The 25258-nt window shown below is 64.8% G+C and carries 19 protein-coding genes; 11 read left to right on the forward strand and 8 right to left on the reverse strand.

All coding sequences use genetic code 11. The features are described 5' to 3' along the window. Positions 1-24 precede the first annotated feature (24 nt). Complete coding sequence (locus AC1PLU_RS02440; protein WP_481107607.1) at positions 25-462, forward strand: VirK family protein; 438 nt, start codon at positions 25-27, stop codon at positions 460-462. Positions 463-547: 85 nt separating this feature from the next. Here the strand turns inward: AC1PLU_RS02440 and AC1PLU_RS02445 are convergent, their stop codons facing one another. Then, positions 548-2008 carry an efflux transporter outer membrane subunit gene (locus AC1PLU_RS02445; RefSeq protein WP_481107608.1) on the reverse strand — a complete coding sequence of 487 codons (1461 nt, stop codon included), beginning with the start codon at positions 2006-2008 and terminating at the stop codon, positions 548-550. A 90-nt stretch (positions 2009-2098) separates the two neighbouring features. Between AC1PLU_RS02445 and AC1PLU_RS02450 the strand changes: the two genes are divergently transcribed. The 4 genes from AC1PLU_RS02450 (at position 2099) to AC1PLU_RS02465 (ending at position 7636) form a co-directional block, all read left to right on the forward strand. After that, a complete protein-coding gene (locus tag AC1PLU_RS02450) occupies positions 2099-2716 on the forward strand; it encodes a TetR/AcrR family transcriptional regulator (protein ID WP_023902336.1) in 618 nt (205 codons plus the stop codon). 77 nt (positions 2717-2793) lie between these two features. Continuing rightward, entirely contained in the window at positions 2794-3942 is a 1149-nt protein-coding gene (locus tag AC1PLU_RS02455) for an efflux RND transporter periplasmic adaptor subunit (RefSeq protein WP_481107609.1), read from the forward strand. Next, on the forward strand, positions 3939-7028 hold the full coding sequence (locus tag AC1PLU_RS02460) for an efflux RND transporter permease subunit (RefSeq protein ID WP_481107610.1): 3090 nt from the start codon (positions 3939-3941) through the stop codon (positions 7026-7028). The genes AC1PLU_RS02455 and AC1PLU_RS02460 overlap by 4 nt, the downstream gene beginning before the upstream one ends. 275 nt (positions 7029-7303) lie before the next feature. Then, on the forward strand, positions 7304-7636 hold the full coding sequence (locus tag AC1PLU_RS02465) for a DUF6172 family protein (protein ID WP_006448752.1): 333 nt from the start codon (positions 7304-7306) through the stop codon (positions 7634-7636). Positions 7637-7958: 322 nt separating this feature from the next. Here AC1PLU_RS02465 and AC1PLU_RS02470 read toward each other — a convergent pair whose 3' ends face one another. From AC1PLU_RS02470 to AC1PLU_RS02495, 6 genes are all read right to left on the reverse strand, one after another. Further along, the gene (locus tag AC1PLU_RS02470) at positions 7959-9248 is read right to left on the reverse strand and encodes a DEAD/DEAH box helicase (RefSeq protein ID WP_481107611.1); all 1290 of its coding nucleotides are present in this window, start codon (positions 9246-9248) and stop codon (positions 7959-7961) included. Between the two features lie 659 nt (positions 9249-9907). Continuing rightward, entirely contained in the window at positions 9908-11374 is a 1467-nt protein-coding gene (locus tag AC1PLU_RS02475; protein WP_481107612.1) for a dihydrolipoamide acetyltransferase family protein, read from the reverse strand. Then, positions 11371-11754, reverse strand: a complete 384-nt coding sequence (locus AC1PLU_RS02480; protein WP_006448748.1) for an SH3 domain-containing protein — start codon at positions 11752-11754, stop codon at positions 11371-11373. Before AC1PLU_RS02480 ends, AC1PLU_RS02475 begins: the two co-directional genes overlap by 4 nt. Before the next feature lies 1 nt (position 11755). Then, positions 11756-12826, reverse strand: coding sequence for an alpha-ketoacid dehydrogenase subunit beta (locus AC1PLU_RS02485; RefSeq protein ID WP_023902342.1), 1071 nt, complete (start codon positions 12824-12826; stop codon positions 11756-11758). Continuing rightward, positions 12819-13907, reverse strand: coding sequence for a pyruvate dehydrogenase (acetyl-transferring) E1 component subunit alpha (gene pdhA, locus AC1PLU_RS02490; protein WP_229009365.1), 1089 nt, complete (start codon positions 13905-13907; stop codon positions 12819-12821). The genes AC1PLU_RS02485 and pdhA overlap by 8 nt, the downstream gene beginning before the upstream one ends. Positions 13908-14083: 176 nt before the next feature. Continuing rightward, positions 14084-17665 carry a lamin tail domain-containing protein gene (locus tag AC1PLU_RS02495; protein WP_481107613.1) on the reverse strand — a complete coding sequence of 1194 codons (3582 nt, stop codon included), beginning with the start codon at positions 17663-17665 and terminating at the stop codon, positions 14084-14086. 259 nt (positions 17666-17924) lie between these two features. On the opposite strand from AC1PLU_RS02495, the gene AC1PLU_RS02500 reads away from it, so the two are divergent. The 3 genes from AC1PLU_RS02500 to AC1PLU_RS02510 all read left to right on the forward strand — a co-directional run bounded on the left by AC1PLU_RS02500 (position 17925) and on the right by AC1PLU_RS02510 (position 21209). Next, on the forward strand, positions 17925-18818 hold the full coding sequence (locus AC1PLU_RS02500) for a tryptophan 2,3-dioxygenase (RefSeq protein WP_104592210.1): 894 nt from the start codon (positions 17925-17927) through the stop codon (positions 18816-18818). A 259-nt stretch (positions 18819-19077) separates the two neighbouring features. After that, a complete protein-coding gene (locus tag AC1PLU_RS02505) occupies positions 19078-20598 on the forward strand; it encodes a peptide MFS transporter (protein ID WP_023902346.1) in 1521 nt (506 codons plus the stop codon). Positions 20599-20609: 11 nt separating this feature from the next. Continuing rightward, positions 20610-21209, forward strand: a complete 600-nt coding sequence (locus AC1PLU_RS02510) for a thioredoxin family protein (protein WP_481107614.1) — start codon at positions 20610-20612, stop codon at positions 21207-21209. A 239-nt stretch (positions 21210-21448) separates the two neighbouring features. On the opposite strand, the gene AC1PLU_RS02515 is transcribed toward AC1PLU_RS02510, so the two are convergent. Further along, positions 21449-21937 (reverse strand): MarR family winged helix-turn-helix transcriptional regulator, encoded by a 489-nt coding sequence (locus AC1PLU_RS02515; RefSeq protein ID WP_043888877.1) that lies wholly within the window; start codon positions 21935-21937, stop codon positions 21449-21451. A gap of 122 nt (positions 21938-22059) precedes the next feature. Between AC1PLU_RS02515 and hppD the strand changes: the two genes are divergently transcribed. The 3 genes from hppD to hmgA all read left to right on the forward strand — a co-directional run bounded on the left by hppD (position 22060) and on the right by hmgA (position 25191). After that, positions 22060-23175 carry a 4-hydroxyphenylpyruvate dioxygenase gene (gene hppD / locus AC1PLU_RS02520; RefSeq protein ID WP_481107615.1) on the forward strand — a complete coding sequence of 372 codons (1116 nt, stop codon included), beginning with the start codon at positions 22060-22062 and terminating at the stop codon, positions 23173-23175. A gap of 283 nt (positions 23176-23458) precedes the next feature. Next, complete coding sequence (locus AC1PLU_RS02525) at positions 23459-23851, forward strand: endonuclease domain-containing protein (RefSeq protein ID WP_183086625.1); 393 nt, start codon at positions 23459-23461, stop codon at positions 23849-23851. A 35-nt stretch (positions 23852-23886) separates the two neighbouring features. Continuing rightward, a complete protein-coding gene (gene hmgA / locus AC1PLU_RS02530) occupies positions 23887-25191 on the forward strand; it encodes a homogentisate 1,2-dioxygenase (RefSeq protein WP_481094059.1) in 1305 nt (434 codons plus the stop codon). Positions 25192-25258: the final 67 nt, after the last annotated feature.

Consider the following 25258-nt stretch of genomic DNA (forward strand, 5'->3'; position numbering starts at 1 on the left):
GCCCCCTCATTACCGAGAAAGCACATGTCCTCACGTCTGTATTTTTCACTTGCTATTGCAGTGCTGTCAGCCAGTGCAATTCCCGCATTCGCCACGCAATCCTTGAACACGCAAGCGAGTCTGATCGATGCGTTGGAGGCCGGCCGCAATGTGGCGGTGTCGGTCGATCTGTCGCGCTGCACGGCCGAAGCGGGCATTGCATCCAGTCGCAGCCGCGGTGGTGTGCGCATCGGCGCCTACCGTCTTACCGCGGACGGCACCTTGGCGTTTTCCGACACCCAGTTCATCGCGGCTAGCAGCGATGGCAGGCCGTTCCAGCAGTTCCAGCGCTACCAGGTGCTTGCCGACAACAGTGTGCGGCTGACCACTTACATGTACGACCTGCCGAGTCTGCAGCAACGCGGGGCACTGTTGGCGTATCAATGCACGATCAATCAGGGCATTCGCTTCCACGCGCACTGAACGCGCCGATGCGTTGCGCGATGCCACTTGAGCGAGTGGCATCGCGTCGATGACGCTACAGCATCAACATACAACTCGGTGACGACTACTGCACCGCAACCGCATCGGTGGCGCCGGATTGCCAACCGCCGCCCAACGCCTTGAAGGTGGCCACTGCACTGCGTGCCGCATCGGTGCGTGCCTGCACCTGCGCATCGGAGGCACGCAGCAAGCTGTCGTCGGCATTCAAGACTTCGATCAGGCTGACCACGCCTTTCTCATAGGCCAGCGCCGATGCACCACGCGCCTTGCCCAGTGCATCCACACCTTGCGATAGCACCGCTGCCTGCTGCTCGCGTTTGACCAGTGCGGTCAACGCATTCTCCACGTCTTCCGTGGCGCGCAGCACGGCCAGGCGATACGCGGCCAGCTGCTCGGCTTCCTGTCCCTTGGCCTGGGCGATCTGCGCGTTGATGCGGCCGAAATCGAACAGCCGCCAGCGCAGACCCAGCACGCCGGCGGATTGGCTGGCATCGCTGGTGAACAGGTTGGCGCCGGAGATGGCGGTGGCGCTGCCGAGTAATCCGCTGAGCGAAAATTTCGGGTAGTACTCGGCCATCGCCACGCCGATGCGCGCGTTCGACGCTGCCAGCCGGCGCTCGGCGACGATCAGGTCCGGGCGGCGCCGCAGCAGGTCGCCGGGCGTGCCCGTTTCGGCAATGCGCGGTGCAAGCGGAATGGGTTTGCTGGTGGCCAGCTCTGCACGATGCGTCCCTGGCGCAACACCCAACATCACGTCCAGTGCATTCATCGCCGCGACCAGGCCGCTTTCGATACCGGGCACCGATGCCTGCGCCTGTGCAAGCGCGCCTTGCGCCTGGTGCAGTTGCAGCTCGGGTGCGAGTCCTTTGCCATGCAGCAGCGTCACCATGGACAGCAGGCCTTGCTGGGTGGCGACCTGGCGCTGCGCCACCTCCAGCCGTGCCTGCAGGCCGCGGATGCTGATGTAGATGTCGGCGGTCTGTGCAGCCACTGCCAGACGGGTGGCGGCTGCACCGGCTTCGCTGGCCTGGTAGTCGGCGAGTGCGGCCTGGCGCCCGCGACGCAGGCCGCCGAACAGATCCAGCTCCCAGCTCGCGCCCAGGTTGGCTTCGTAGGTGCTGGCATAGCGGTCGAAGTTGGGCGTGCTGCTGAGCACCTGGCCCAGCGGGGTTTCCAGCGACTGATAGGCGCGGGTCGCGTTGCCGCTGATGTTGCCCGAAGGCAGCAGTGCGGCCGTGGCGGCGGTCAGCCCGGCGCGGGCCTGGGTGACACGTGCGCTGGCCTGGGCCAGGTCCAGGTTCTGCGCCAGCGCCTGGGTGACGTAGCGGCTCAGGTCCGGGTCGTCGAAACCGGTCCACCAGGTCGATAGATCGGCCTGTGTAGCGGCCTGGCGCTGCTCGGCCGCTGCCTGGCCGAGATAGCGATCCGGCAGGGGCGCCGAGGGGCGGGTGTACTCGGGGCCAACGGCGCAGCCTGCGGCAAGGCTGGCGGCGATGAGCGCGGCAAGGGGGCGAAGTGACGACATGACGGTACCGACGAAGGCAATGGCGAGCTGTGACTATAATACGAAATGGTCACTTTTGTGCGGATTGTGTTTGAGCGCTAAGCTGTTCGCATGAGCAAAGCATCCAGCTATCCCGTTTCAGGCCGTGGTCCGGCTGACCACGATGTGCGCGACCAGATCGTGGCAGCGGCAACCGAGCACTTCAGCCGCTACGGCTACGAGAAGACGGCCGTGTCCGATCTGGCCAAGGCGATCGGGTTCTCCAAGGCCTACATCTACAAGTTCTTCGAATCCAAGCAGGCCATCGGCGAGATGATCTGCACCAACTGCCTGCGCGAGATCGAGACCGAGGTGCGCGCGGCGGTGGACGAGGCCGAGCAGCCGCCCGAGAAGCTGCGGCGGCTGTTCAAGGTGATTATCGAGGCCAGCCTTCGCTTGTTTTTTCAGGATCGCAAACTGTATGAGATTGCGACCTCGGCGGCGACCGAGCGCTGGCAGTCGGTGATCGCTTACGAGGTGCGCATCCAGAAAGTGCTGCAGGACGTGCTGCAGCAAGGCCGGCAAAGTGGCGATTTCGAGCGCAAGACGCCACTGGACGAGGCCACCCAGGCGATCTACGTGGTGATGCGCCCGTACATGAATCCGCTGTTGCTGCAGCATAGCCTGGAGCACGCCGACGAGGTGCCGCTGCTGCTGTCGGGTCTGGTGTTGCGAAGCCTTTCGCCCTGAAAGTCGATAGTGACTATTGACTGATATGGTCACAAGTCTCAAGATGCGAGCCTTCAACAGCACGCACTGGGATTTCCATGCTTCGCCGCCGCCTCGTTATCTCCACTTTCCTGTGTGCGCTGCCGCTGGCATTGATCGCCTGCGGCGAGGCGCCGCCGCCAGACCCCCGCACTGCGACCCCGCTGGTGCGCGTGGCTACCGTCGAAGAGGCCGGTACGGCAGCACGCAGCTTCTCCGGCACGGTCGCCGCGCGGGTGCAGAGCGATCTGGGCTTTCGGGTCTCCGGCAAGGTGCTGGAGCGGCTGGTCGATACCGGCCAGCGGGTCACGCGCGGGCAGCCGTTGCTGCGGATCGACCCGGTCGATCTCCAGCTCGCCGCACGCGCGCAGCAGGACGCGGTGGCAGCCGCGCAGGCACGCGCGCAGCAGACTGCCGACGATGAGGCGCGCTACCGCGATCTGCGTGGTACCGGCGCCATCTCCGCCTCCGCCTACGACCAGATCAAGGCCGCAGCGGATGCCGCCAAGGCGCAACTGAGCGCGGCCCAGGCGCAGGCCGAGGTGGCCCGCAATTCCAAGCGCTACAGCGATCTGTTGGCCGACGCCGATGGCGTGGTGATGGAAACACTGGTTGAACCAGGGCAGGTCGTGGCCGCCGGCCAGCCGGTGGTGCGGCTGGCACATGCCGGGCGCCGCGAGGCGATCGTGCAGCTGCCGGAAACATTGCGCCCGCCGGTTGGCTCGGTCGCGCAGGCCACGCTGTTCGGCAATGCAGGCGTCACGGTGCCGGCCACGCTGCGTCAGCTGTCCGACAGCGCGGACCGGCTGACCCGTACCTTCGAGGCGCGTTACGTGCTCGACGGCGCATTGGCCGATGCGCCGCTGGGCACTACCGTCAGCATCCGCATTGCCGACGGCCCGGCCGCCAGCACGCAGACCGGGCTGCAGGTGCCGCTGGCCGCGCTGTTCGATGCGGGCAAGGGGACGGGGGTGTGGGTCATTGCCGGCAATCCGGCCAAGGTGAGCTGGCGGCCGGTGACGGTGCTGGGCCTGGACGATGACCATGCCAACGTTGCCGGCAAGCTGGCGCGTGGCGAGCGCATCGTGGCGCTGGGTGCGCATCTGTTGCGCGAAGGTGAGCAGGTGCGGATTGCCAATACGATTGCGCCCGCCAGTGGCGCGACCAGTGCTACCAAGACCGCGAGCGCGGCAGGAGCGCAGCCGTGAGCGAGGGCCGCTTCAATCTCTCGGCGCTCGCGGTGCGCGAGCGCTCCATCACGCTGTTCCTGATCTTTCTGATTTCGCTGGCAGGCCTGGTCGCCTTTCTCAAGCTTGGTCGCGCCGAAGACCCGGCATTCACTGTCAAGGTGATGACCATCATCACTGCCTGGCCGGGCGCAACGCCGCAGGAAATGCAGGACCAGGTCGCCGAAAAACTCGAAAAGCGCCTGCAGGAACTGCGCTGGTACGACCGCAGCGAAACCTATACGCGCCCCGGTCTTGCGTTTACGACGTTGACATTGCTGGACAGCACACCGCCCAGCCAGGTGCAGGAGCAGTTCTATCAGGCGCGCAAGAAAGTGGGCGATGAAGTCGGCAACCTGCCGGCCGGCGTGATCGGGCCGATGGTCAACGACGAATATGCCGACGTCACCTTTGCGCTGTTCGCGCTGAAGGCCAAGGGCGAGCCGCAACGCTTGCTCGCGCGCGATGCGGAAAGCCTGCGCCAGCGCATGTTGCACGTGCCGGGCGTCAAGAAGGTCAACATCATCGGCGAGCAGCCCGAACGCATCTTTGTCGAGTTCTCGCACGAACGTCTGGCTACGCTGGGGGCCAGTCCGCAGGAGGTGTTTGCCGCGCTCAATGCGCAGAACGCCTTGAATGCGGCAGGCTCGGTGGAAACGCGCGGGCCGCAGGTGTTCATTCGCCTGGACGGCGCGCTCGACAGCCTGCAGAAGATCCGCGATACCCCGCTGGTGGTGCAGGGCCGCACCCTGAAACTGTCGGACATCGCCAGCGTCAAACGTGGTTATGAAGATCCCTCCACCTTCATGATCCGCAGTGGCGGCGAGCCGGCATTGCTGCTGGGCATCATCATGCGCGATGGCTGGAACGGCCTGGAGTTGGGCAAATCGCTGGATAGCGAAGTGGGCGCGATCAATGCCGAGCTGCCGCTGGGCATGCGCCTGAGCAAGGTCACCGACCAGGCGGTCAACATCGACGCGTCGGTGGGCGAGTTCATGACCAAGTTCTTCGTCGCGCTGCTGGTGGTGATGCTGGTGTGCTTCGTCAGCATGGGCTGGCGCGTGGGCATCGTGGTGGCGGCCGCGGTGCCGCTGACACTGGCAGCGGTGTTCGTGGTGATGCTGGCCACCGGCAAGAATTTCGACCGCATCACGCTGGGCTCGTTGATCCTGGCGCTGGGGCTGTTGGTCGACGACGCCATCATCGCGATCGAGATGATGGTGGTGAAAATGGAAGAAGGCTACAGCCGCGTCGCCGCATCGGCGTATGCGTGGAGCCATACCGCCGCGCCGATGTTGTCCGGCACGTTGGTGACGGCGGTCGGCTTCATGCCGAACGGGTTTGCCGCTTCCACCGCCGGCGAATACACCAGCAACATGTTCTGGATCGTGGGGATCGCGTTGATCGTGTCGTGGGTGGTGGCGGTGGTGTTCACGCCCTACCTGGGCGTCAAGATGCTGCCCGACCTGAAGAAGATCGAAGGCGGCCACGCCGCGATGTACGACACGCCGCGCTACAACCGCTTCCGCACTGCGCTGGAGCGTGTCATCGCACGCAAGTGGCTGGTCGCCGGCTCGGTGATCGGGTTGTTTGTCCTGGCTATCCTTGGCATGGGCATCGTCAAGAAGCAGTTCTTCCCGATCTCCGATCGCCCCGAAGTGCTGGTCGAAGTCCAACTGCCGTACGGCACCTCGATCACCCAGACCAGCGCCGCCACCGCCAAGCTGGAAGCCTGGCTTGCCAAGCAGGACGAAGCGAAGATTGTGACCGCGTATATCGGGCAGGGCGCGCCGCGCTTCTTCCTGGCAATGGGCCCGGAGTTGCCGGATCCCTCCTTTGCCAAGATCGTGGTGCGCACCGACAACCCGCACGAACGCGATGCATTGAAGCTGCGCATGCGCAAGGCCGTCTCCGAAGGCCTGGCACCGGAGGCGCGCGTGCGTGTGACGCAACTGACCTTCGGCCCGTACTCGCAATTTCCGGTGGCGTACCGTGTCAGTGGTGCCGACCCGCAGGTGTTGCGCGGTATCGCCGCGCAGGTGAAGCAGGTCCTGCAGGACAGCCCGATGCTGCGCACCGTCAACACCGACTGGGGCACCCGCACACCAACGCTGCATTTCACCCTGGAGCAGGATCGTCTGCAGGCAGTGGGGCTGACCTCGACCGCAGTCGCTCAGCAGCTGCAGTTCCTGCTCAGTGGTGTGCCGATCACGCTGGTGCGCGAAGATATTCGCAGCGTGCAGGTGGTGGCGCGTTCGGCCGGCGAGACACGTTTTGATCCGGCACGCATCGCCGATTTCACCCTGGCCGGTGCCAATGGCCAACGCGTGCCGCTGTCGCAGGTAGGTAGCGTGGATGTGCGGATGGAAGAGCCGATCCTGCGCCGCCGCGATCGTGTGCCGACGATCACGGTGGGCGGCGATGTCGACGACCAACTGCAGCCGCCGGATGTCTCGGCTGCGATCACCAAGCAGTTGCAGCCGATCATCGACAAACTGCCCAGCGGATATCAGATCAAGGAGGCCGGTTCCATCGAGGAATCCGGCAAGGCGACTGCCGCGATGCTGCCGTTGTTCCCGATCATGCTGGCAGTCACCTTGATCATCATCATCCTGCAGGTGCGCTCGATGTCGGCGATGGTGATGGTGTTCCTGACCAGCCCGCTGGGCCTGATCGGCGTGGTGCCGACCTTGATCCTGTTCCAGCAGCCGTTCGGCATCAATGCGCTGGTGGGCTTGATTGCGCTCTCGGGCATCCTGATGCGCAACACGCTGATCCTGATCGGGCAGATCCATCACAACGAGGCCGAAGGGCTGGACCCGTTCCACGCCCTGGTGGAAGCCACCGTGCAGCGTGCCAGGCCGGTGATCCTGACCGCGCTGGCCGCGATCCTGGCGTTCATCCCGCTCACGCACTCGGTGTTCTGGGGCACGCTGGCCTACACGCTGATCGGCGGCACGCTGGCCGGCACGATTTTGACCCTGGTGTTTCTGCCGGCGATGTATTCGATCTGGTTCAAGATCCGGCCGGAGAACAGCGGCGCACCGACGCCTGCCAAGTACGCATGAGTTGGGTCTGCGACGGTGGCGAAAGCCCCCGTCGCAGAGATCGCGTGGCAGTGTCGCTCGCGCGATTGCCACTCCACTGCCATTGCAGCCTTGCAGCGGCGCGGCGTCTCAGCGGCTTGACCGAGCTTCCGCCCGAAGGCCAGGGCCGGCACGCGTCGGGGAGGTTCCCGGCTTCGGTCGCAGTGCAGGCCCGAATCCCGCCCGGACAGCCGCCGATTCACCCAGAACGGCCGTGTGGCCTCACAATAGGCGGCCAGTTCCCAACCGATGTCGCCATGCGCAAGACCTACCAGCTCAACCTCGAAGGCAAGAACCGCGATCGTCTGCTGGAGTCCAGCAAGAACGATATCCGCAAGTACATCCGCCGCGAGCGCCGCAAGGACTTGCCGGAAGGTGCGGATTATTGGGACTTCGACATGCGCTTCGGGGTGGACGAGGCCAGCGCCGCGCCGCTGCCGCCGGCCGAGCTGATCCGCTCGATCAATGCGCTCACCAGCGAAGGTGGCGAGCAGTTCTTTGTGGAAATCCTGCGCAAGCCCGGCAAGCGCATCCCGCGCGTGGATGGCGATAGCGGCATGGGCGGCGAGCTGGATTTCGAGCAGGACTGAGTCTTCGCCGCATAGACGTGGCGGTGGATTGCCGCTGCGTTGGCAAGATTTTGCTTGGGCGTGATCAGTAATGCGGGTGGCCGTCACCGCGTGTCACCCTCAGCGGATCTAAAGACAGATCGCGTGGTCTACAAGAGACACGTGTTTGGCAGTAGATGTCTGCTCAGTGCGAAGTCGTAATGCGCAACGCGCCAAGAGTGCACAAAACGGGTATTGACGCGTGCTGGACGCTGCCCGGCCTGCGCATATGCCACGTATCAAGTGCGGTTCCCGCGCCTGCCATCTCCGCGTGACGACGGCGCGTTACGGGTGATCGCTCGCTTCAGTCGGGCTTGCCTGCTTGTGCTGCCGCTGCACGTAATTTGTCTTTCTTGCTTGGCCGTTTGCCCTTGATGCCGCCGTTGTCGTCCGGAGCGCGTGTGTCGGTGTTCGGCGTTTCCGTCGCAGGCGCATCTGTCGCCAGGGTCGGTTCAAATCCGGCAACCACACTGGTCGGCACGCGCAGGCCCTGGCGTTTTTCGATCAGGCGCCATTGCGGCTGGCTCTCCGCAGTGACAAAGCTGATCGCCACCCCGCTGGCGCCGGCACGCGCGGTGCGGCCGATACGGTGGGTGTAGTCCACGGTCGAACGCGGCAGGTCGTAATTGACCACGGCCGGCAGCGCGTCGATATCGATGCCACGCCCGGCCAGATCGGTGGCCACCAGCACCTGCACCTCGCGCTGCTTGAAGGCGTACAAGGTGCGCTCGCGACGGCCCTGGCTCAACTCGCCATGCAACGGCTGCGCGTTGATGCCGGTCTTGGTCAGTTTTTCGGCGACCTTGTCGGCGGTGTGCCGGCTGGCGACGAACACCAGCACATGCGACCAGCCATGTTCTTGCAGCAGATGGCGCAGCAGCTGCGTGCGTTGGCCGGCGTCGACCGCGATGGCGCGTTGCTCGATCACAGGCGCAGCGTCTGGCGTGGCGGCAATGGTGATGCGTAGCGGGTCGCGCAGGCGACGCTTGGCCAGCGAGGCGATGCCGGGCGGAAACGTGGCCGAAAACAGCACGCTTTGGCGCTGCGCCGGCAATAGCGCCAGGATGCGATCGAGCTCGGCGCCAAAGCCCAGCTCCAGCAGGCGGTCGGCTTCGTCCAGCACCAGCGTGGCGACCTCGCTCAGGCGCAGCGCGTTGTGATCGACCAGATCCAGCAGCCGGCCGGGCGTGGCCACCACGATGTCGGCACCACCGCGCAGGGCAAGCAGCTGCGGATTGATCGAACTGCCCCCGGTGGCCGTAACGATCTTGAGCCGGCGCGGCAGATGCGCCGCCAGCTGATGCAGCGTGTCTTCGACCTGCGCGGCGAGTTCGCGCGTGGGCACCAGCACCAGCGCGCCGAGCACGCGCGGTGCAATGTCCGGGGCGAGACAGCGTTGCTGCAGCAGCGGCAGCGCATAGGCCAGCGTCTTGCCCGAGCCGGTCTGCGCCATCGCGATCAGATCGCGGCCCTGCAGCATCGGCGGAATCGCCTGCTGCTGGATCGGCGTGGGCGTGTGGTGACCTGCGCGGGTCAGAGCGGTGTCGAAGAACGGCTGCAGCTGCGGCGACAGCGAGAGATGGGCAAATGACATGCGCCGATTATCCAGGCATTCGCATTGCAATGGTCGGTAGCGCGTCATGCTAAACGCCGATCTCGTCGAGGCGCGGTGCCCTCACCGCTTGCGGGACACGCCGCAAGTACGTCCCTGTAGGCTCGGTGGCGGCATCCATGCCGCCACACGGTCCCGCAATCGGCGAGGACACCGCACCAGACAGTTTGCTGATTGCTTTGCTGAAAGCCATGCACACCGACCATCTCGACTGGTCCTTGCCCGCCCACCATCGCGGGACCTTACGCGGCATGGATGCCGCGTAAGAGCCTACATGGACGTATTTGCGGCGTGTCCCGCGATGGTGGGCGGGCAAGGACCCTGCAGCCAAGCCGCAGATCAGCCGCTCTGCAAGTGATCTATCCGCACTGTCCAACCACTCCAAGACAAGAGAAGACAATCGAAATGTCGAGTCGTAGCGCCATTTAGATGTCGTCAAAAAGCTTGGATAGTCGAGCGCGCGGTGCCTTTTGAGGACACTCCGTGAATCCGTCGGTGCAAGCTCGGTGGCGGCATCCATGCCGCACACGGTCCCAGAATCGGTGAGGACATCGCACCAGCCAACGTGGTCGTGTGCTGATGGGAATCACAAAGCCGGCTGCGCCCACCTGCCGATGAGTGAGTGGTTTTATGAGCTGCGCTCAGTTGGCCAACGCCAGATCGTCCAGCAGTGCACGCAGGAAACGTGCGGCTTCGCCGCCGGTGGCGGCGCGGTGGTCGAAGGTCAGCGACAGCGGCATCACCTTGTGGGTTTCCACCCCGCCCATCACCGGGGTGAGCTGGTAGCGCGCGCGGCCGGCGGCGACGATGGCCACGCACGGCGGCACCACCACCGGGGTCGCGTAGCGGCCGGCGAACATGCCGAAATTGGATAGCGAGATGGTGTAGCCACTGAGTTCCGACGCGGCGATGCTGCGATTCTCTACCTGCTGACGCAGCCGGTTGACGCTCTCGCGGATGCCGTGCGCATCCAGCATGTCGGCATTGCGCAGCGCGGGCACGAACAGGCCTTCTTCGGTGTCCACCGCGATGCCGATATCCACCTGCGTGTGCAGGGTGCGGCTGAGTGCCTCGCCGTCGAACCAGGCGTTGAGCGCGGGCACCGCCTGGCAGGCACGCACGATGCCTCGCACCAGCCGCACGGTGACGTCGTTGCCCGGTTGCCAGGCGTGGATGTCGGCATCGTCGTTGAGCGTGGTGGGCACCACCTTGCTGTGCGCATCGGCCATCACGCGCGCCATGTTGCGGCGCACGCCCTTGAGCTGCTCCGGCTGGCCTTTGGCGACCACGCTGGGTGATTGCGTGCGCATGGGTTTGCCGCTGGCAGACAGCGCTGAACGTTGTTGCGCATCGCTCGCTGCAGCGTTTGTTGCCTGCGTGTTTGCAGCGGCGTGTTGCGCGCCTGCATTCGCGTTATTGCCATTGATCGGCGTGACCGAGGCAGTCGCACGCGCCGCAGACATCGGCGCACTTCCGGCCGCAGCGGCCTGCTTTACATCGGCCATCGTGACCGTGCCATCCGGGCCGGTGGCGCGTACCTGCGCCAGATCCACGCGCAGCTTGCGGGCGAGTGCACGCACGGCCGGCATGGCACGCACGCCGCCGACTGCAATGGCCTGCTCGCTCTGCACGGCATTGGAGCTCTGCATCGCGCCGACCACGGTGCCGGCGTCATCGCGGTCGCTCTCGCCGTTGCTGGTGGAGTCGGCATCGGCGATCTCGCCGCCGTTATCGGAAGCGACCATGCGCGCGCTGTCGCCAGCGGCGTGTTGCCCGGTGCTGGGCGTGTGGGCCGGTGTCGGCGCCGGTGCATGACTGTGTGAGTGACCGGTGTCCTGACCATCGGCGCGCTGCGGCTGCGAGGCATCCAGCGCAAACTGCGCCAGCACCGCGCCGGTGACGATGATGTCGCCGGCGGCACCGGCGAGCTTGGTCACGGTGCCGGAGAACGGCGAGGGCACCTCGACCACCGCCTTGGCGGTCTCCATCGACACCAGCGGGTCGTCCAGGCGCACGCTGTCGCCTTCCTTGACGAACCATTCCACGATGGTGGCGTCGGGCAGGCCTTCGCCCAGATCGGGCAGGTGGAAATTCTTGGCTTGGCTCATGGCAGATTCTCTTGCGCCGCAGGCAGCGGCGGCGTGGTGTCGTCGAGGAGTTCGAGGTCGGCGGCCGGCAGCCAGCCCTGCGTGCCATCGGCACGCTCGGACCACCACCAACCGCCATGTTCGTGATGCAGCAACACGTCCTCGCCCTGCATGGCAACGAGTTCGCGTGCGTCGTAATCGCGCAGGGCTTCGGCCAGGCCGTCGCCCAAGGGGCGCAGCCACGCCACCGGCGCCCAGCCGGCATGACCTTGCCCGGTGTTGACCCAGGCAAAGGCCGGCCATTCTTCATCGCGCACGCCGATCGCCACTTGCTGGCCGGCGTGGAAGCGAATCGGGTTGGCGACTCTGGCGTGGTGGTCGCAGAGCAGGCGGGCGCGCATGTCAGCCGGCGGCCACCGCGCGACGGGCGGCGGTGACGATGCGCTCCACGCTCGGCAGGTACTTCATCTCCAGCCGGAACAGCGGGATGTGCGTGTCGTAACCGGTGACGCGCTCGACCGGCGCGAGCAGGTCGTACATCGATTTTTCCGCCAGCTGTGCGGCGATCTCCGCACCGAAGCCGGCAGTGCGCGGGGCTTCCTGCACGATCACGCAGCGGCCGGTTTTCGCGACCGATTCGGCAATGGTGTCGAAGTCCAGCGGGCGCAGCGTGGCCACGTCGATCACTTCGGCACTGATGCCTTCGCCGGCGAGTTTGTCGGCCGCTTCCAGCGCTTCTTTCACCTGCGCGCCCCAGGTGACCAGGGTGACGTCGGTGCCGTCGCGCAGCACGAAGCACACATCCAGCGGCAGCGCTTCGCCATCGTTGGCAACCACTTCCTTGTACTGGCGATAGATGCGCTTGGGCTCCATGTAGATCACCGGATCCGGGTCGCGGATCGCAGCCAGCAACAGGCCGTAGGCGCGCTGCGGCGAAGACGGCAACACCACGCGCAAACCGGGCACGTTGGTGAAGATGGCTTCGTTGGCTTCGCTGTGGTGTTCCGGCGCGCGGATGCCGCCGCCCCACGGCACGCGCAACACCATCGGGCAATGCAGGCGCCCGCGGGTGCGGTTGCGCAGGCGTGCGGCGTGGCAGATCAGGTGATCGACCATGGGATACACGAAGCCGTCGAACTGCGCTTCGGCCACCGGCTTCATGCCTTGTGCGGCCAGGCCAACGCTCAGCCCGGCGATGGTGGTTTCGTCCAATGGCGTGTCCAGCACGCGCGCACTGCCGAAGCGCTGCTGCAGGCCGGCGGTGGCGCGGAATACGCCGCCGTTGACGCCCACATCCTCGCCCAGCACCAGCACCGCAGGGTCGTGTTCCAGCTCCCAGGCCAGCGCCTGGGTGATGGCTTCGATCAGGGTGATGGGCGAACTCATGGCAATCTCTCCGCGCGTGGCTGCGGCGTTGTAAGGCGCACTGGCCTGCTGGGTGGCGGCGATGTGCGAGTGGGTGTGCTCATCCATGACGGGCCTCCAGCGCCATCACTTCGGCGCGCTGGGCCAGCAACTCGGCCGGCGGGTCGCCGTAGAGATAATCGAACATCGCTTCGACCGGCTGCACCGGGGTGTTGAGATAGGCGTTGACCTCTTCGTCCACGCGCGCGCCGCACTCGGTTTTCCAGGCGGCTTCCTGTGCGTCGTCCCACAGGCCTTGCGCGGTGAGATAGCGGCGCAGGCGCAGCAGCGGTTCTCGCGCCCAGCCCTGCTTGACCTCTTCTTCGCCGCGGTAGCGTCGCGCATCGTCGGCGGTGGTGTGATCGGACAGGCGATAGGTCAGGAATTCGATCACCGTGCCGCCGTCGCCGGCCAGTGCACGCACGCGTGCCTGGCGCATCGCTTCGAGCACGGCAACCAGATCGTTGCCATCCACCTGCAGGCAATGCAGGCCGCCGGCCAGGCCTTTCTGCGCCAGCGTCTGCGCACCGGTTTGCGCCGAGCGCGGTACCGAAATCGCCCAGCCGTTGTTGATCACGCACAGGATCAGCGGCAGCTTGTAGGCACCGGCCGAATTGAGCGCGGCATAAAAGTCGGTCTTGGAACTGCCGCCATCCCCGCAACAGGCCACAGCGACCTGTTGCTTGCCCTGCAGCTTGAACGACAGTGCGGAGCCGGCCGCATGCAGGCACTGGGTGGAAATCGGTACGCAGATCGGGAAGTCGATCGCTGCATCGGCATCGCGCGGGTAATCGCTGCCGCGCTCGTCGCCGCCCCAGTACAGCAATACATCGCGCGGGCGAACGCCGCGTTCGAACATGGTGCCGTACTCGCGGTAGCTGGGCGCGAACACATCGCCGCGGCGCATCGAGGCACCGATGCCCACATGCGTGGCCTCGTGCCCCAGCGAGGCGGCGTAGGTGCCCAGCTTGCCGGTGCGCTGCAAGGCGACCGATTTGCTGTCGAAGGTGCGCACGAACAGCATGCGCTTGAACAGGGCGAGCAACTGTTGCGGATTGGCGGCATCGGCCGGCAGGTCGTCGCGGACCCATTGGCCGTCCGCGTCCATGTATTGCAGATATTCGATCTCGAACTGCGCGGCTACGCTCATTGCGGCGACACCTTCACCAAGAAGTTTCAAATGATATGAGTTGCGATGTTAAGGACCACGCAGCAAAAGGCTGTCCTGCACCGCAGCACACAATGATGCTGGGTTGCACAAAAAAAAGGGCGCGGACCAGGCCGCGCCCTTTGTCGCAGTTCAAACTGCGACGTGTTGCACTGCGATCAGCGGCGGCCGGCGCCTCCACCGATCGGAGTGACGATCAGCGCAGCATTGTCGGCCGGGTTGGCATCGGGCGAGATCGAACTGGCACTTGCCTGCACCCGCACCGCGCCTTCAACCGGGATCGGCTTGGCCGCCACGGTTAGCTGGAACGCGGCCTGCGCGCCCGGCTGCAGTGCCGTGGCGGTGCTGCACATGAAGATCGCGCTGCGCAACGACTGCAGTTGCTTGCTGCAACGCCAGCCGCTGGGTGGCACCAGCAGCGACAACGCCGACACCGTATTGCCCTCGATGCGCACGTTGACGCCGGTGGCGGGTGCGTTGCCGCGGTTGTCCAGCAATACCCGGTAAGTGGCGTTGAAGGCGGTGGTCGGCAGCGTGGCGGGGCCTTCCAGACGGACTGCCAGATCGCTGCGCAGGCGTGGCTGCACTGCCACTGCGGCGGTGTCGGTGTTGTTGTCCGGCTGCGGGTCGGGCGTCTGAGAGGCGACCGAAGCGGCCAGGGTGAGGGTGCGTCCCGCCAGTTCCGCGCCAGCTTCAACCTGCACTGCGAAGCGCTGTGCATTGCCGGATGCCAGCGAGGCGATGGTGCAGGTGACCACCGTCTGGGTGCCGGTTTCCGGCGGTTGGCAGCTCCAGCCCGGTGCGGCGGTGACGCGTGGGCTCACCGCGGCATCGAAGGCCAGTGCCACCGCTGCAAACGCTGCGTTGTCGGGTCCACGGTTCTCCACATCCACACTGAAGTCGATACGCTCGCCTTCGGTGACTTGCGCGCGTGCGGCGTTCACCATCACGCCCAGGTCGGCGCGCAACGCTGGCGTCATGCGCAACAGCACGATGGTGGGATCGTGATCTGAAAGACGCGTAGGCGTGTTGGCATCGTTGCGCGCGGTGCCGGGGAAGTCCGCATTGATGCGCGCGTGGCCCACCGACAACGCGGCGATGTTGGGTGCACGCATCAGCGCCTCGTTGGCGATGATGTGATCCAGCGATTGCACGTTGCCGTCGAAGGCGTACGAGTAACTCTGATCGGGCGTGTTGAACCAGGTCAGATCGGTGTAATCCGGATTGACCAGATCCACCCCATCGCCGTTCACCACGGTCTGCGCATCCGGGGCCGGTTTGCCGGTGACGGTGCCCATCGCATCCACATAGCCGTCGTTGAACTCGAAGGCGTTGAAGTCGCCCATCACCAGCACCTGTTCGGCCGGGTCGAGCTGCTGACGCGTCTGTAGCAGACGCGCCAGATACTCGGCCTGGGCCTGACGCTTGGCGCGGATGCGGGTGCCGGCCGCGTCGTCGGTCTCGGCGCCGTTGAGCGAGCGTTGATGCACCACAATGGCGGTCAGCGGCAGCACGCGGCCGTCGGCCTGATGCACCTTGGCGGTGAGCACCAGCGGCGGGCGATCGTTGAGCAGGCTCACGCCGCCTGCCGGTTCGGTCCAGGTGGTTGCCTTGCCTTCCTGGGCGATGGACACCACTTCCACGCGCGGCACGCCGGCCGACACCGCGCCGGTCTTGACCAGGAAGCCGACATCGATACCGCCGACGTCGTTGCCTTCCTGCAGATAGGCCACGTATTGCGGATCGGGCTGGCCGGCTGCCACCGCATCGGTGTTGATGCGTGCAGCCAGGGTCTGCAGCACGCTGATGTTTTCCACCTCCACCGTGCCCAGGATGTCGGGCGTGTGCAGGTAGTTGCGGATCGCCAGCGAGGCCTTGTTGAGGCGGGCCTGGAATGCGGTCGGGGTGAGCACCGGTTCGCCGATCGCCGGGTCGTTCTGGTCGTCGAAGAAGCGCTCCATGTTGTAGGTGGCCACGGCCACGTCGTCGGCCTGCGGCAGCGGTGCCGGGCGCGGTTGGTCGGCACCGTTGCAGTTCACCTGCGGGGTGCGTTCCGGATACAGCGTGTAGCGGCGGAAGCTGTAATCCAGCGGGCCGGTGACATCCAGCACGACGCAACCGGACGCCAGATCCAGCCGCTCGGCGCCCACGCCTGCACTGCCGACCGCGATCACTTCCGGGTTGGTGTTCCAGCGCGGCACGCCGGCAGGCGAACCGGCCGGCAGCGGGTCGGGCAGTTGCACGCCGGGCTCGCGGAAGGCACGCGGCACACCGGTGACCACGGCATGGAACACGCCATTGCTGGTGGCCGTGGCGTTGGTCTCGTTGACGCTGCCGCCGGTGGGCGCATTGACGGTGAGGCTGGCGGCGGTGACGCGCATGCCCTCCAGCGCTTCGAGCTGGTCGTAGGCGCCGTTCGGGTTGGGGAAGTTCGCGCTCAACGCCACCGGCATCGGCAACGGGTTGCCGGTGGAATCCAGCAACACGGTCAAGCTGCCGCCGATCTCGGTCAATGGCGGCTGGGTCGGGTCGGCAGTGGGCACGTATTCGATCACCGTGCCTTGCACGCGCACGCGGTTGCCGATGGCAGCGGTGTCCGGCGGGGCGCTGCCTGTGTAGACGTAGACGCCTTCGGACGTGGTCGGGTCGCCATCGGTTTCGGCATCCGCTGCCTGCAGGAAGAAGCCGGCGCTGCGGCGAGCAGTCACGATGCCCGAGGTGGCAACCACCTGGCCTTCAAGCGGCGAACGCGCACCCTTGCCCTGGATGGCGTGGATCGGCAGCAGGCTGAAGTCGTCGTTGAGGATGGTGCCGGTGGCGCTCAGCGTGGCCGGCAGCGCGCCGGTGAGGCCGCTGATCTGCAGCGCAAAGGTCTCATCGGGCTCGGGCGTGGTGTCGCCCAGCACTTGCACCGCGATGGTGGCGCTGCGTTCGCCGGCGGCAATCTGCACGCTGGTGGCGGGCAGGGCGACATAGTCGCTGCCAGCCACTGCGGTCCCATTTGTGGTGGCGGCGGTGAAGCGCACCCCGCCGGTGCCGGCCGGCTGGCTCAGGCTCAGCGTGAACACGAAACTGCGGCTGCCGCTATTGCCTTCGGCCTGGCTGACATCAGCCAGCGTGGCGATCGGCTGGCCGCCGCCGCTACACAGGCGCGCGCCACTGGCGGCATTGCGCGGGGCCGGCGCGCCGGTGGCGAAATCGGCCGCGTTGTTGTCGGTATCGGTGCAGCCTTCGCCGCCGCGCAGCACCGCCAGCGTATTGCTGGGGGCCGGCGTGGGTGCATTGCCTTCGGCGCAGCTGGCATTGCTGCCGTAGCCGACCAGGTCGGCATTGCCGGTGGGGCAGGCGCCGCTCAACGCGGCAGCCGTGCTGCTCAGTGCCACCTTGCCGGCGGTGCCGCTCATGGCGGTGGTGCCGGTGGCATCGGGCGTGGGCAGCGCAACGCTGCCGCCGCTGCCATCGGCCTGCTTGACCAGGTAATAGCCACCAGCCGGCACGTTGCCCGCCAATGGCGTGACCTGCCAGCTGCTGCCGGCGGCCGAGGCGTATTGCACCGACCAGCCGTCCAGGCTGACCGTGGTGCTGCCGGTGTTGTGCAGCTCGATGAAATCGCTGCGGAAGGTGGCACCGCTGTTGCCGCCACCGCCGTAGACCTGGCTGATGACAACCTGGGCATTGGCGTGGCCGGCAACTGCCAGCGCACAGAAAAGTAAGGCTGCACGACGCTGCAACACATGCATGAGATGAGAGTCCCCTGGTCCTTGAGACGTGAAACGCTCCCCTGGTCCGGCCACGTCCCTGGCCGGCAGCGCCGTTTGATTCTGCATGAATTTGCAGGCTTAGGTTGACCATATGGTTACACCGGCGCAGTGGCTGCGACTGCGCGGCCGGCGGCCCCATCCAATCCCGACTCTCGATTCCCCAATCCCGATTTCCGATCCGGCTGCCAACCCGTCGCCAGCGCGCTACCCTGGCCGACCCCATCGTCAGCGCTACGCCATGCCCGTCGACAAGAACCTGCGTGACCTGGAACCCGGCATCCACACCGATCTGGAGGGGCGGCTGACCTATGGCGGTTATCTGCGGCTGGACCAGTTGCTCTCCGCGCAGCAGCCCTTGTCCGAGCCGGCGCACCACGACGAGATGCTATTCATCATCCAGCACCAGACCTCCGAGCTGTGGCTGAAGCTGTTGGCGCATGAACTGCGCGCGGCGATGGTGCATCTGCAAAACGATCAGGTCTGGCAGTGCCGCAAGGTGCTGGCGCGCAGCAAGCAGGTGCTACGCCAGCTCACCGAACAGTGGTCGGTGCTGGAAACGCTCACCCCGAGCGAGTACATGGGGTTTCGCGATGTGCTGGGCCCCTCGTCGGGCTTCCAGTCGCTGCAGTACCGTTATATCGAATTCCTGCTCGGCAACAAGAACCCGCAGATGCTGCAGGTGTTCGCTTACGACCCGCAGGGCCAGGCGCGGCTGCGCGAGGTGCTGGAAGCGCCCAGCCTCTACGAGGAATTCCTGCGCTATCTAGCGCGTTTCGGGCATGCGATCCCGCAGCAGTACCAGGCGCGCGACTGGACCGCCGCGCATGTGGCCGACGATGCATTGCGTCCAGTGTTTGAGCGCATCTACGAAAACACCGACCGCTACTGGCGCGAGTATTCGCTGTGCGAGGACCTGGTGGATGTGGAAACCCAGTTCCAGCTCTGGCGCTTCCGCCATATGCGCACGGTGATGCGGGTGATCGGCTTCAAGCGCGGCACCGGTGGGTCGAGCGGTGTGGGGTTTTTGCAGCAGGCGCTGGCGCTGACGTTTTTCCCCGAGCTGTTCGACGTGCGCACGTCGGTAGGTGTGGAAAACCGCGCGCCGAGTGGTGGTGAGGCTGCGAAGGGTTGAGGAAAGAAGCTGAAGCTGGCAGAGCGGAAGTTAGTCCGCTGGAGCAGAGTCCGGTCGCACGCAAGGCGAGGGGTTGGGGTGAGGGTACGAGCGTCATCCTGTGCCATCTCCATCACCAAGCCCCCCAATCCAACCCGCTGGCATCGCGCTCCCGAGTCCGGCGAATTTGACGTGAACATGACGTCTAAGTGATCCTCGCGCGTCGCCCAGGGCTCGCCCTGGTGCACCCAGCCATCACTGAATACGCAAGGGACACCTCATGAGCGTTGACGCTACTGCGCCGACTTCCGCTACCACTCCGCCGCAGCCGCCTGCGCCTCCCGAGTTCCCGACACTGCTCGGCCACCCCCGGCCGCTGTGGATGCTGTTCATGACCGAATTCTGGGAACGCTTTGCGTTCTACGGGATTCGTTGGGCGCTGACGCTCTATATCGTGGCCCAGTTTTACGAGGGCTCCGGCGCCGGCGAGGCACCGGCTAACCGCCTCTACGGTGCGTATCTGGCACTGGTATATGCCTCGGCGCTGTTCGGTGGGTTCGTCGCCGACCGACTCATCGGCTACCAGCGCTCGCTGCTGATCGGTGCAGTCGTCATGTCGGTCGGTCTATTCCTGATCGCAGTGCCAAACGAACAAGTGTTCAAAATTGGCTTGGCGACGATCATCGCCGGCAACGGCCTGTTCAAGCCGAACGTCTCGACCATGGTCGGCAAGCTGTATCCGCTGAACGACCCGCGTCGGGATTCGGGATTCACGATCTTCTACATGGGCATCAATGCAGGCGGTTTTTTAGCGCCGATTCTGACTGGCTTGCTCGCCGACAAATTTTTCGGCACCGAGGCGATGCCTGCCTACAAGTACGTGTTCATTGCCTCTGGTGTCGGCATGTTGATCAGCCTTGTGTGGTTCTGGCTGGGACGTCGCCAGCTTGGGCCGGTCGGTTCGCCGCCGGTTGGCGGAGAAGGGATGGGGCGCACCGTGGCAGTGTTGGTAGGCACGCTGTTCGCCATTCCAATCGCCTACGGCTTGTTGTTGATCGATGCCAGCATCCTTGGCTGGATCCTGACCATCTTGTTCCTTGCGCTGTGCGGATTGATTCTGTTCGAAGGCATCCGGGAAGGTAAGGTACAGCGCGACCGCGCCATTGCCATGCTGATCGTCTTCGTATTCAACGTGATGTTTTTCATGTTCTTCGAACAGGCGGGCAGTTCGTTTAATTTCCTAGCGCAGAACATCGTTGAACGTGACCTCGGCGGCTGGATGTTCCCGGTGGGTTGGTTTCAATCGGTCAACACGCTGGCAATTCTCGTGCTTGGGCCTGTGTTCGTCTGGCTGTGGGTCGCTCTGAAGTCTGCCAATCCGTCGATTCCGCGCAAGTTCGGTCTGGGTTTGATCTTCAACGGCCTGGCCTTTGCGTTGCTGATGTATGCGCTGTCCGCACTTGTGGACGATGCCGGGAAGATTCCTTTCTGGACTTTGTTCATGGTCTATGTGATCCAGACAGTCGGTGAGCTGTGCTTGTCTCCTATTGGCTTGTCGATGACGACAAAGCTGGCTCCGGCCAAAGTCGTTGGCCTGGCAATGGGTGGCTGGTTCTTGTCCACAGCAATTGGTAATAACCTGTCTGGCATCTTCGCTTCCGCGGTCAGTGGCGAGACCGGTATGACCGTGGCCTCTGCACTGAAGGGCTACACTTTTGGCTTCTGGTCGCTGATCGCTGCGGGTGTGCTGCTTCTGTTAATTGCCCCCTTGGTCAACAAACTGATGCATGGTGTGAAGTGAGGAGAACCGCAATGCCGATGAAATCCACTGTCTGTGGCCCGCTGCTGGCGGGCATGTTGCTCACAAGCTTGCTGAGTGCCTGCGGGCAGCCCAGCGAGCAGCAGGAGGCGCCACGGCCGCTGGACACCTCGATGCAGAAGCCGCCCAGCGCCGATCCCAGCCAGCCGGTGTCGTCGGGCAATACGCCCACCGCTGCAGATATCGCCGCCGCCGCTGCGCTCAACGCGCAATACGACCCCTCGCGCGATCCGGCCGCAGATCTGGAGACCGCCAAGGTCGAGGCCAAGCGCGGTGGCAAGCGCATCGTGCTCAACGTCGGCAATGCGGCCTGCGAGCCGTGCAAGGCGCTGGACGAGCTGATGGGCGGCGATGCCGAGCTACGCAGCTTCCGCGATGCGCACTTTGTGGTGGTCAAGGTCAACCGCGATGCGGCCAACGAGAACGCCGCGTTCCTGTCGCAGTTCGCTCAACTCAACGACTACCCGTCGCTACTGGTGCTGGATAACGACGGCAAGCCGCTGACCCTGCAGTCCGGCCCGGAGCTGCGCAAGGGCGAGGGCTACGATCGCAAGAAGCTGTTCGACTTCCTCAAGCAGTGGGCGCCGCCGTAGGCGTGATGCTCGCTGCAGCGTCATGCAAACCCCCGCGCTGCGGGTAGCGCTGTTCACTCAGGCGTCTGATCGCGTCTTGGCGACTCGGCGCAGTGTCCCAGCGCAATAAAAAAACGGCGCTTCCCCGCGAAGGGAAGCGCCGTTTTGTTGACCGAACCGCATGGCCGTGCTGCATGGATTGTGAGTGGTCTGCGCCGAAATGCCGATCACCCACAGCGCCTCTCAACGGTGCGACGGCCTCACTCCTTGCCGGCCATCTTCGGCAGCCCATCCTTGGCCAGCCGGTCGATCAGCTTTTCCAGGATCTGCTGCTCCTCGGCGCTGAACACCGACATCAGCCGCTGCTCCATCTCGTTGACCAGCGGGGCCACGGTCTCGTACACCTGGCGCCCGGCCGGCGACAGCGCCAGCATCGAGCGGCGGCGGTCGTCGCCATGGGTTTCGCGGCGGATGAAGCCGCGCTCCAGCAGGCGCGCCACGGCGCGGCTCACTGCAACTTTATCCATCGCGGTGCGGTCGGAGACTTCACTGGCCGAGGAACCCGGATACAGCGCCAGGATGGTGATCACCCGCCACTCGGGAATAGCCATCCCGTAACGATCACCGTAGACCTTGGCGATGTTGCTGCTTATGCGGTTGGACAGCACGCTCAAGCGATACGGCAGGAACTGCTCAAGGTTGAGCAGCACAGGATGTTGCGGCGGAATGGGGGCGTCGAGATCGCTCATGTTGCACTGTGTCTTGATTTTGGTTTCATTTGCAACTACAAACCGTGGGTGGCCTGCACATTCTCGCGGGTCTTCTGCCACCCCGCATAGCCCTGCGGACGGCCCAGCGTGGAGAAACGACGATGAATGCACAACCGAACACCCCCATCAGCCGCCCCGATCCCGGCATGCAGGTCACCACCTTCGACAATCCGATGGGGATCGACGGGTTCGAATTCGTCGAATTCGCCGCACCCGCCGGCCAGGTGGCGCAGCTGCACGACTATTTTCGCAAGATGGGCTTCAGCCCGGTGCTGCGCCATCGCAGCCGCGCCATTACCGTCTATCGCCAGGGTGGGGTCAATTTCCTGCTCAACGAAGACCCCGATTCGTTTGCCGCCGATTTCGCCGCTGCGCATGGCCCGAGCGCCTGCGGCTTTGCGATCCGCTTCCGCACCCCGGCCGAGACCGTGCTGCAGACCGTGCTCGGCAATGGCGGCGAAGCGGTGCAGGGCAAGGCCGACACGCGCGCAGTGCCGGCGCCGGTGGTCAAGGGCATCGGCGATTGCATGCTGTATCTGGTTGACCGCTACGGCGATGCGGGCAGCATCTACGATGCCGACTACGAGCCGATTCCGGGCGCCGACCAGCACCCGGCCGGTTTCGGGCTGACCTTCATCGACCACCTGACCCACAATCTGTACTTCGGCAACATGCAGCGCTGGTCGGATTACTACGAGCGCCTGTTCAACTTCCGCGAGATCCGCTACTTCGACATCAAGGGCGCCAAGACCGGCCTGGTGTCCAAGGCGATGACCGCGCCGGACGGCATCGTGCGCATTCCGCTCAACGAGTCCTCCGACCCCAAGAGCCAGATCAACGAGTATCTGGACGCCTACCAGGGCGAAGGCATCCAGCACATTGCCTGTTTCACCGACGACATCTACACCAGCGTGGAAAAGATGCGCGAGGCGGGCGTGAGCTTTCTCGACACGCCGGACACCTATTTCGACGTGGTGGACCTGCGCATTCCCGACCACGGCGAAGACGTCGCACGCCTGCGCCGCAACAAGATCCTGATAGATGCGGATGTGGACACCAAGCAGCGCAAGTTGCTACAGATCTTCACCACCAACTGCATCGGCCCGATCTTCTTCGAGATCATCCAGCGCAAGGGCAATGAGGGCTTTGGCGAAGGCAATTTCCAGGCGCTGTTCGAGAGCATCGAGCGCGATCAGATGAAGCGTGGGGTGCTGTAAGTCTGGGATTGGTGATTCGCTATTCGGGATTTGTGGTTGGTGCCATTAATTGCGTCGGTGCGGGTTTGAGTGGCACTCGTTGTGATGCCGAACGCCGCAGCTTGTTAAGTCAGGCGCAGCTTTGGTATGGATCAGGCGAATTACGCAGACAAGTCGCATGTAGCAGCCAATTGCGCGCGCGCCAAGCAACGCATGTGTCTGACAACACAGAGTGATGAAAACGTACGTTGCTGAAGCCCCTCTCCCCACGGGAGAGGGGTTGGGGTGAGGGTACGGTGGAACGATGAAAATCAAACCACCATTACCCACCGTCGCACTCACCAACGCGCGTGCGTTACGCACGGAGATGACAGACGCAGAGCGCGCACTTTGGCGCTGTCTACGCAGCAATCAGCTACAAGGTTTCAAGTTCAGACGTCAGCATCCGATTCCGCCGTACATCGCAGATTTTTGTTGTATCGATGCGGCGTTGGTTGTTGAACTGGATGGATCGCAGCACCAAGCATCCAGCGATCAGGCAAGGACGCGGTGGCTGCAATCGAAGGGATGGACAGTGCTGCGCTTCTGGAACAACGATGTGTTGTTTTCGCTGGATGCGGTGGTTGAGACGATCTGCAAGATGGTCGCTACGCCGTACCCTCACCCCAACCCCTCTCCCGGTGGGAGAGGGGCTTAATTCCAGCCCCTGTGGGGGCCAGTCCGGACGCACCCATGCACAACGACCAGCGTTACATGACCGGCTTCGGCAATGAATTCGCCAGCGAGGCAGTAGCCGACACCTTGCCGGTCGGCCAGAACTCGCCGCAGCGGGTGGCGCACGGGTTGTACGCCGAACAGTTGTCCGGCACGGCGTTTACTGCGCCGCGCGGCGAAAACCGGCGTAGCTGGCTGTATCGCATCCGCCCGGCGGCGGTGCATGGCGCGTTCTCGTTGATCGAGCAATCCGCCTTCCACAACGACTTCGGCAGCGGCCCGGTGCCACCGGACCAGCTGCGTTGGAGCCCATTGCCCTTGCCGTCCACGCCGACCGATTTCATCGATGGCCTGTACACGATGGCCGGCAATGGCGGGCCGGAGGCGATGTCCGGTGTTGCCGTGCATCTGTATGCGGCCAATGCCTCCATGCGCGATCGCTTCTTCTACGATGCCGATGGCGAGCTGTTGCTGGTGCCGCAACTCGGCCGCCTGCGTATCCACACCGAGCTGGGCGTGCTGGAGCTGGAGCCGCAGCAGATCGGGGTGATACCGCGCGGTGTGCGGTTTCGTGTCGAGCTGCCCGATGGCAGTGCACGCGGCTATGTCTGCGAGAACTTCGGCGGCCTGCTGCGCTTGCCGGACCTTGGGCCGATCGGCTCGAACGGGCTGGCCAACGCGCGTGATTTCGAAACACCGCATGCCGCCTACGAACAGCGCGAAGGTGCGTTCGAACTGGTGGCCAAATTCCAGGGCCATCTGTGGCGCGCAGACATCGATCACTCGCCGCTGGACGTGGTGGCCTGGCATGGCAACTACGCGCCGTATCGCTATGATCTGCGCCGCTTCAACGCCATCGGCTCGATCAGCTTCGATCATCCGGACCCCAGCATCTTCACCGTGCTGACCTCGCCCAGCGACACGCATGGCACCGCGAACATGGATTTTGCGATCTTCCCGCCGCGCTGGCTGGTGGCGCAGCACACCTTTCGCCCACCGTGGTTCCATCGCAATGTGGCCAGCGAGTTCATGGGCTTGGTGCACGGCGTCTACGACGCCAAGGCCGATGGCTTTGCGCCGGGTGGCGCGTCGCTACACAACTGCATGAGCGGTCACGGCCCGGACGCGCCAACCTTCGACAAGGCCTCGCATGCCGATCTCGCACGCCCTGATGTGATCACCGAAACCATGGCCTTCATGTTCGAGACGCGTGCGGTATTGCGTCCTACCGGGCAAGCGTTGCAGGCGGCGCATCGACAGGGCGATTATCAGCAGTGCTGGTCGGGCTTGCGTGCGGCCTTTCAGCCACCGTCCTCGGAATGATGCGGTGTCAGAGCGGCTGATAAGACGCCGCGAGCGCTCGGCAGGCGGGTGCGGGTAGCGCGCGAGA

This window comes from Xanthomonas sp. NCPPB 2933 (assembly GCF_056725225.1).

What these genes read in the sequence shown, in the direction of transcription:
- AC1PLU_RS02440 (WP_481107607.1), top strand. Translation starts at nt 25, where the DNA reads ATGTCCTCACGTCTGTATTTTTCACTTGCTATTGCAGTGCTGTCAGCC.
- AC1PLU_RS02445 (WP_481107608.1), bottom strand. Translation starts at nt 2,008, where the DNA reads ATGTCGTCACTTCGCCCCCTTGCCGCGCTCATCGCCGCCAGCCTTGCC.
- AC1PLU_RS02450 (WP_023902336.1), top strand. Translation starts at nt 2,099, where the DNA reads ATGAGCAAAGCATCCAGCTATCCCGTTTCAGGCCGTGGTCCGGCTGAC.
- AC1PLU_RS02455 (WP_481107609.1), top strand. Translation starts at nt 2,794, where the DNA reads ATGCTTCGCCGCCGCCTCGTTATCTCCACTTTCCTGTGTGCGCTGCCG.
- AC1PLU_RS02465 (WP_006448752.1), top strand. Translation starts at nt 7,304, where the DNA reads ATGCGCAAGACCTACCAGCTCAACCTCGAAGGCAAGAACCGCGATCGT.
- AC1PLU_RS02470 (WP_481107611.1), bottom strand. Translation starts at nt 9,248, where the DNA reads ATGTCATTTGCCCATCTCTCGCTGTCGCCGCAGCTGCAGCCGTTCTTC.
- AC1PLU_RS02475 (WP_481107612.1), bottom strand. Translation starts at nt 11,374, where the DNA reads ATGAGCCAAGCCAAGAATTTCCACCTGCCCGATCTGGGCGAAGGCCTG.
- AC1PLU_RS02480 (WP_006448748.1), bottom strand. Translation starts at nt 11,754, where the DNA reads ATGCGCGCCCGCCTGCTCTGCGACCACCACGCCAGAGTCGCCAACCCG.
- AC1PLU_RS02485 (WP_023902342.1), bottom strand. Translation starts at nt 12,826, where the DNA reads ATGGATGAGCACACCCACTCGCACATCGCCGCCACCCAGCAGGCCAGT.
- pdhA (WP_229009365.1), bottom strand. Translation starts at nt 13,907, where the DNA reads ATGAGCGTAGCCGCGCAGTTCGAGATCGAATATCTGCAATACATGGAC.
- AC1PLU_RS02495 (WP_481107613.1), bottom strand. Translation starts at nt 17,665, where the DNA reads ATGCATGTGTTGCAGCGTCGTGCAGCCTTACTTTTCTGTGCGCTGGCA.
- AC1PLU_RS02500 (WP_104592210.1), top strand. Translation starts at nt 17,925, where the DNA reads ATGCCCGTCGACAAGAACCTGCGTGACCTGGAACCCGGCATCCACACC.
- AC1PLU_RS02505 (WP_023902346.1), top strand. Translation starts at nt 19,078, where the DNA reads ATGAGCGTTGACGCTACTGCGCCGACTTCCGCTACCACTCCGCCGCAG.
- AC1PLU_RS02510 (WP_481107614.1), top strand. Translation starts at nt 20,610, where the DNA reads ATGCCGATGAAATCCACTGTCTGTGGCCCGCTGCTGGCGGGCATGTTG.
- AC1PLU_RS02515 (WP_043888877.1), bottom strand. Translation starts at nt 21,937, where the DNA reads ATGAGCGATCTCGACGCCCCCATTCCGCCGCAACATCCTGTGCTGCTC.
- hppD (WP_481107615.1), top strand. Translation starts at nt 22,060, where the DNA reads ATGAATGCACAACCGAACACCCCCATCAGCCGCCCCGATCCCGGCATG.
- AC1PLU_RS02525 (WP_183086625.1), top strand. Translation starts at nt 23,459, where the DNA reads ATGAAAATCAAACCACCATTACCCACCGTCGCACTCACCAACGCGCGT.
- hmgA (WP_481094059.1), top strand. Translation starts at nt 23,887, where the DNA reads ATGCACAACGACCAGCGTTACATGACCGGCTTCGGCAATGAATTCGCC.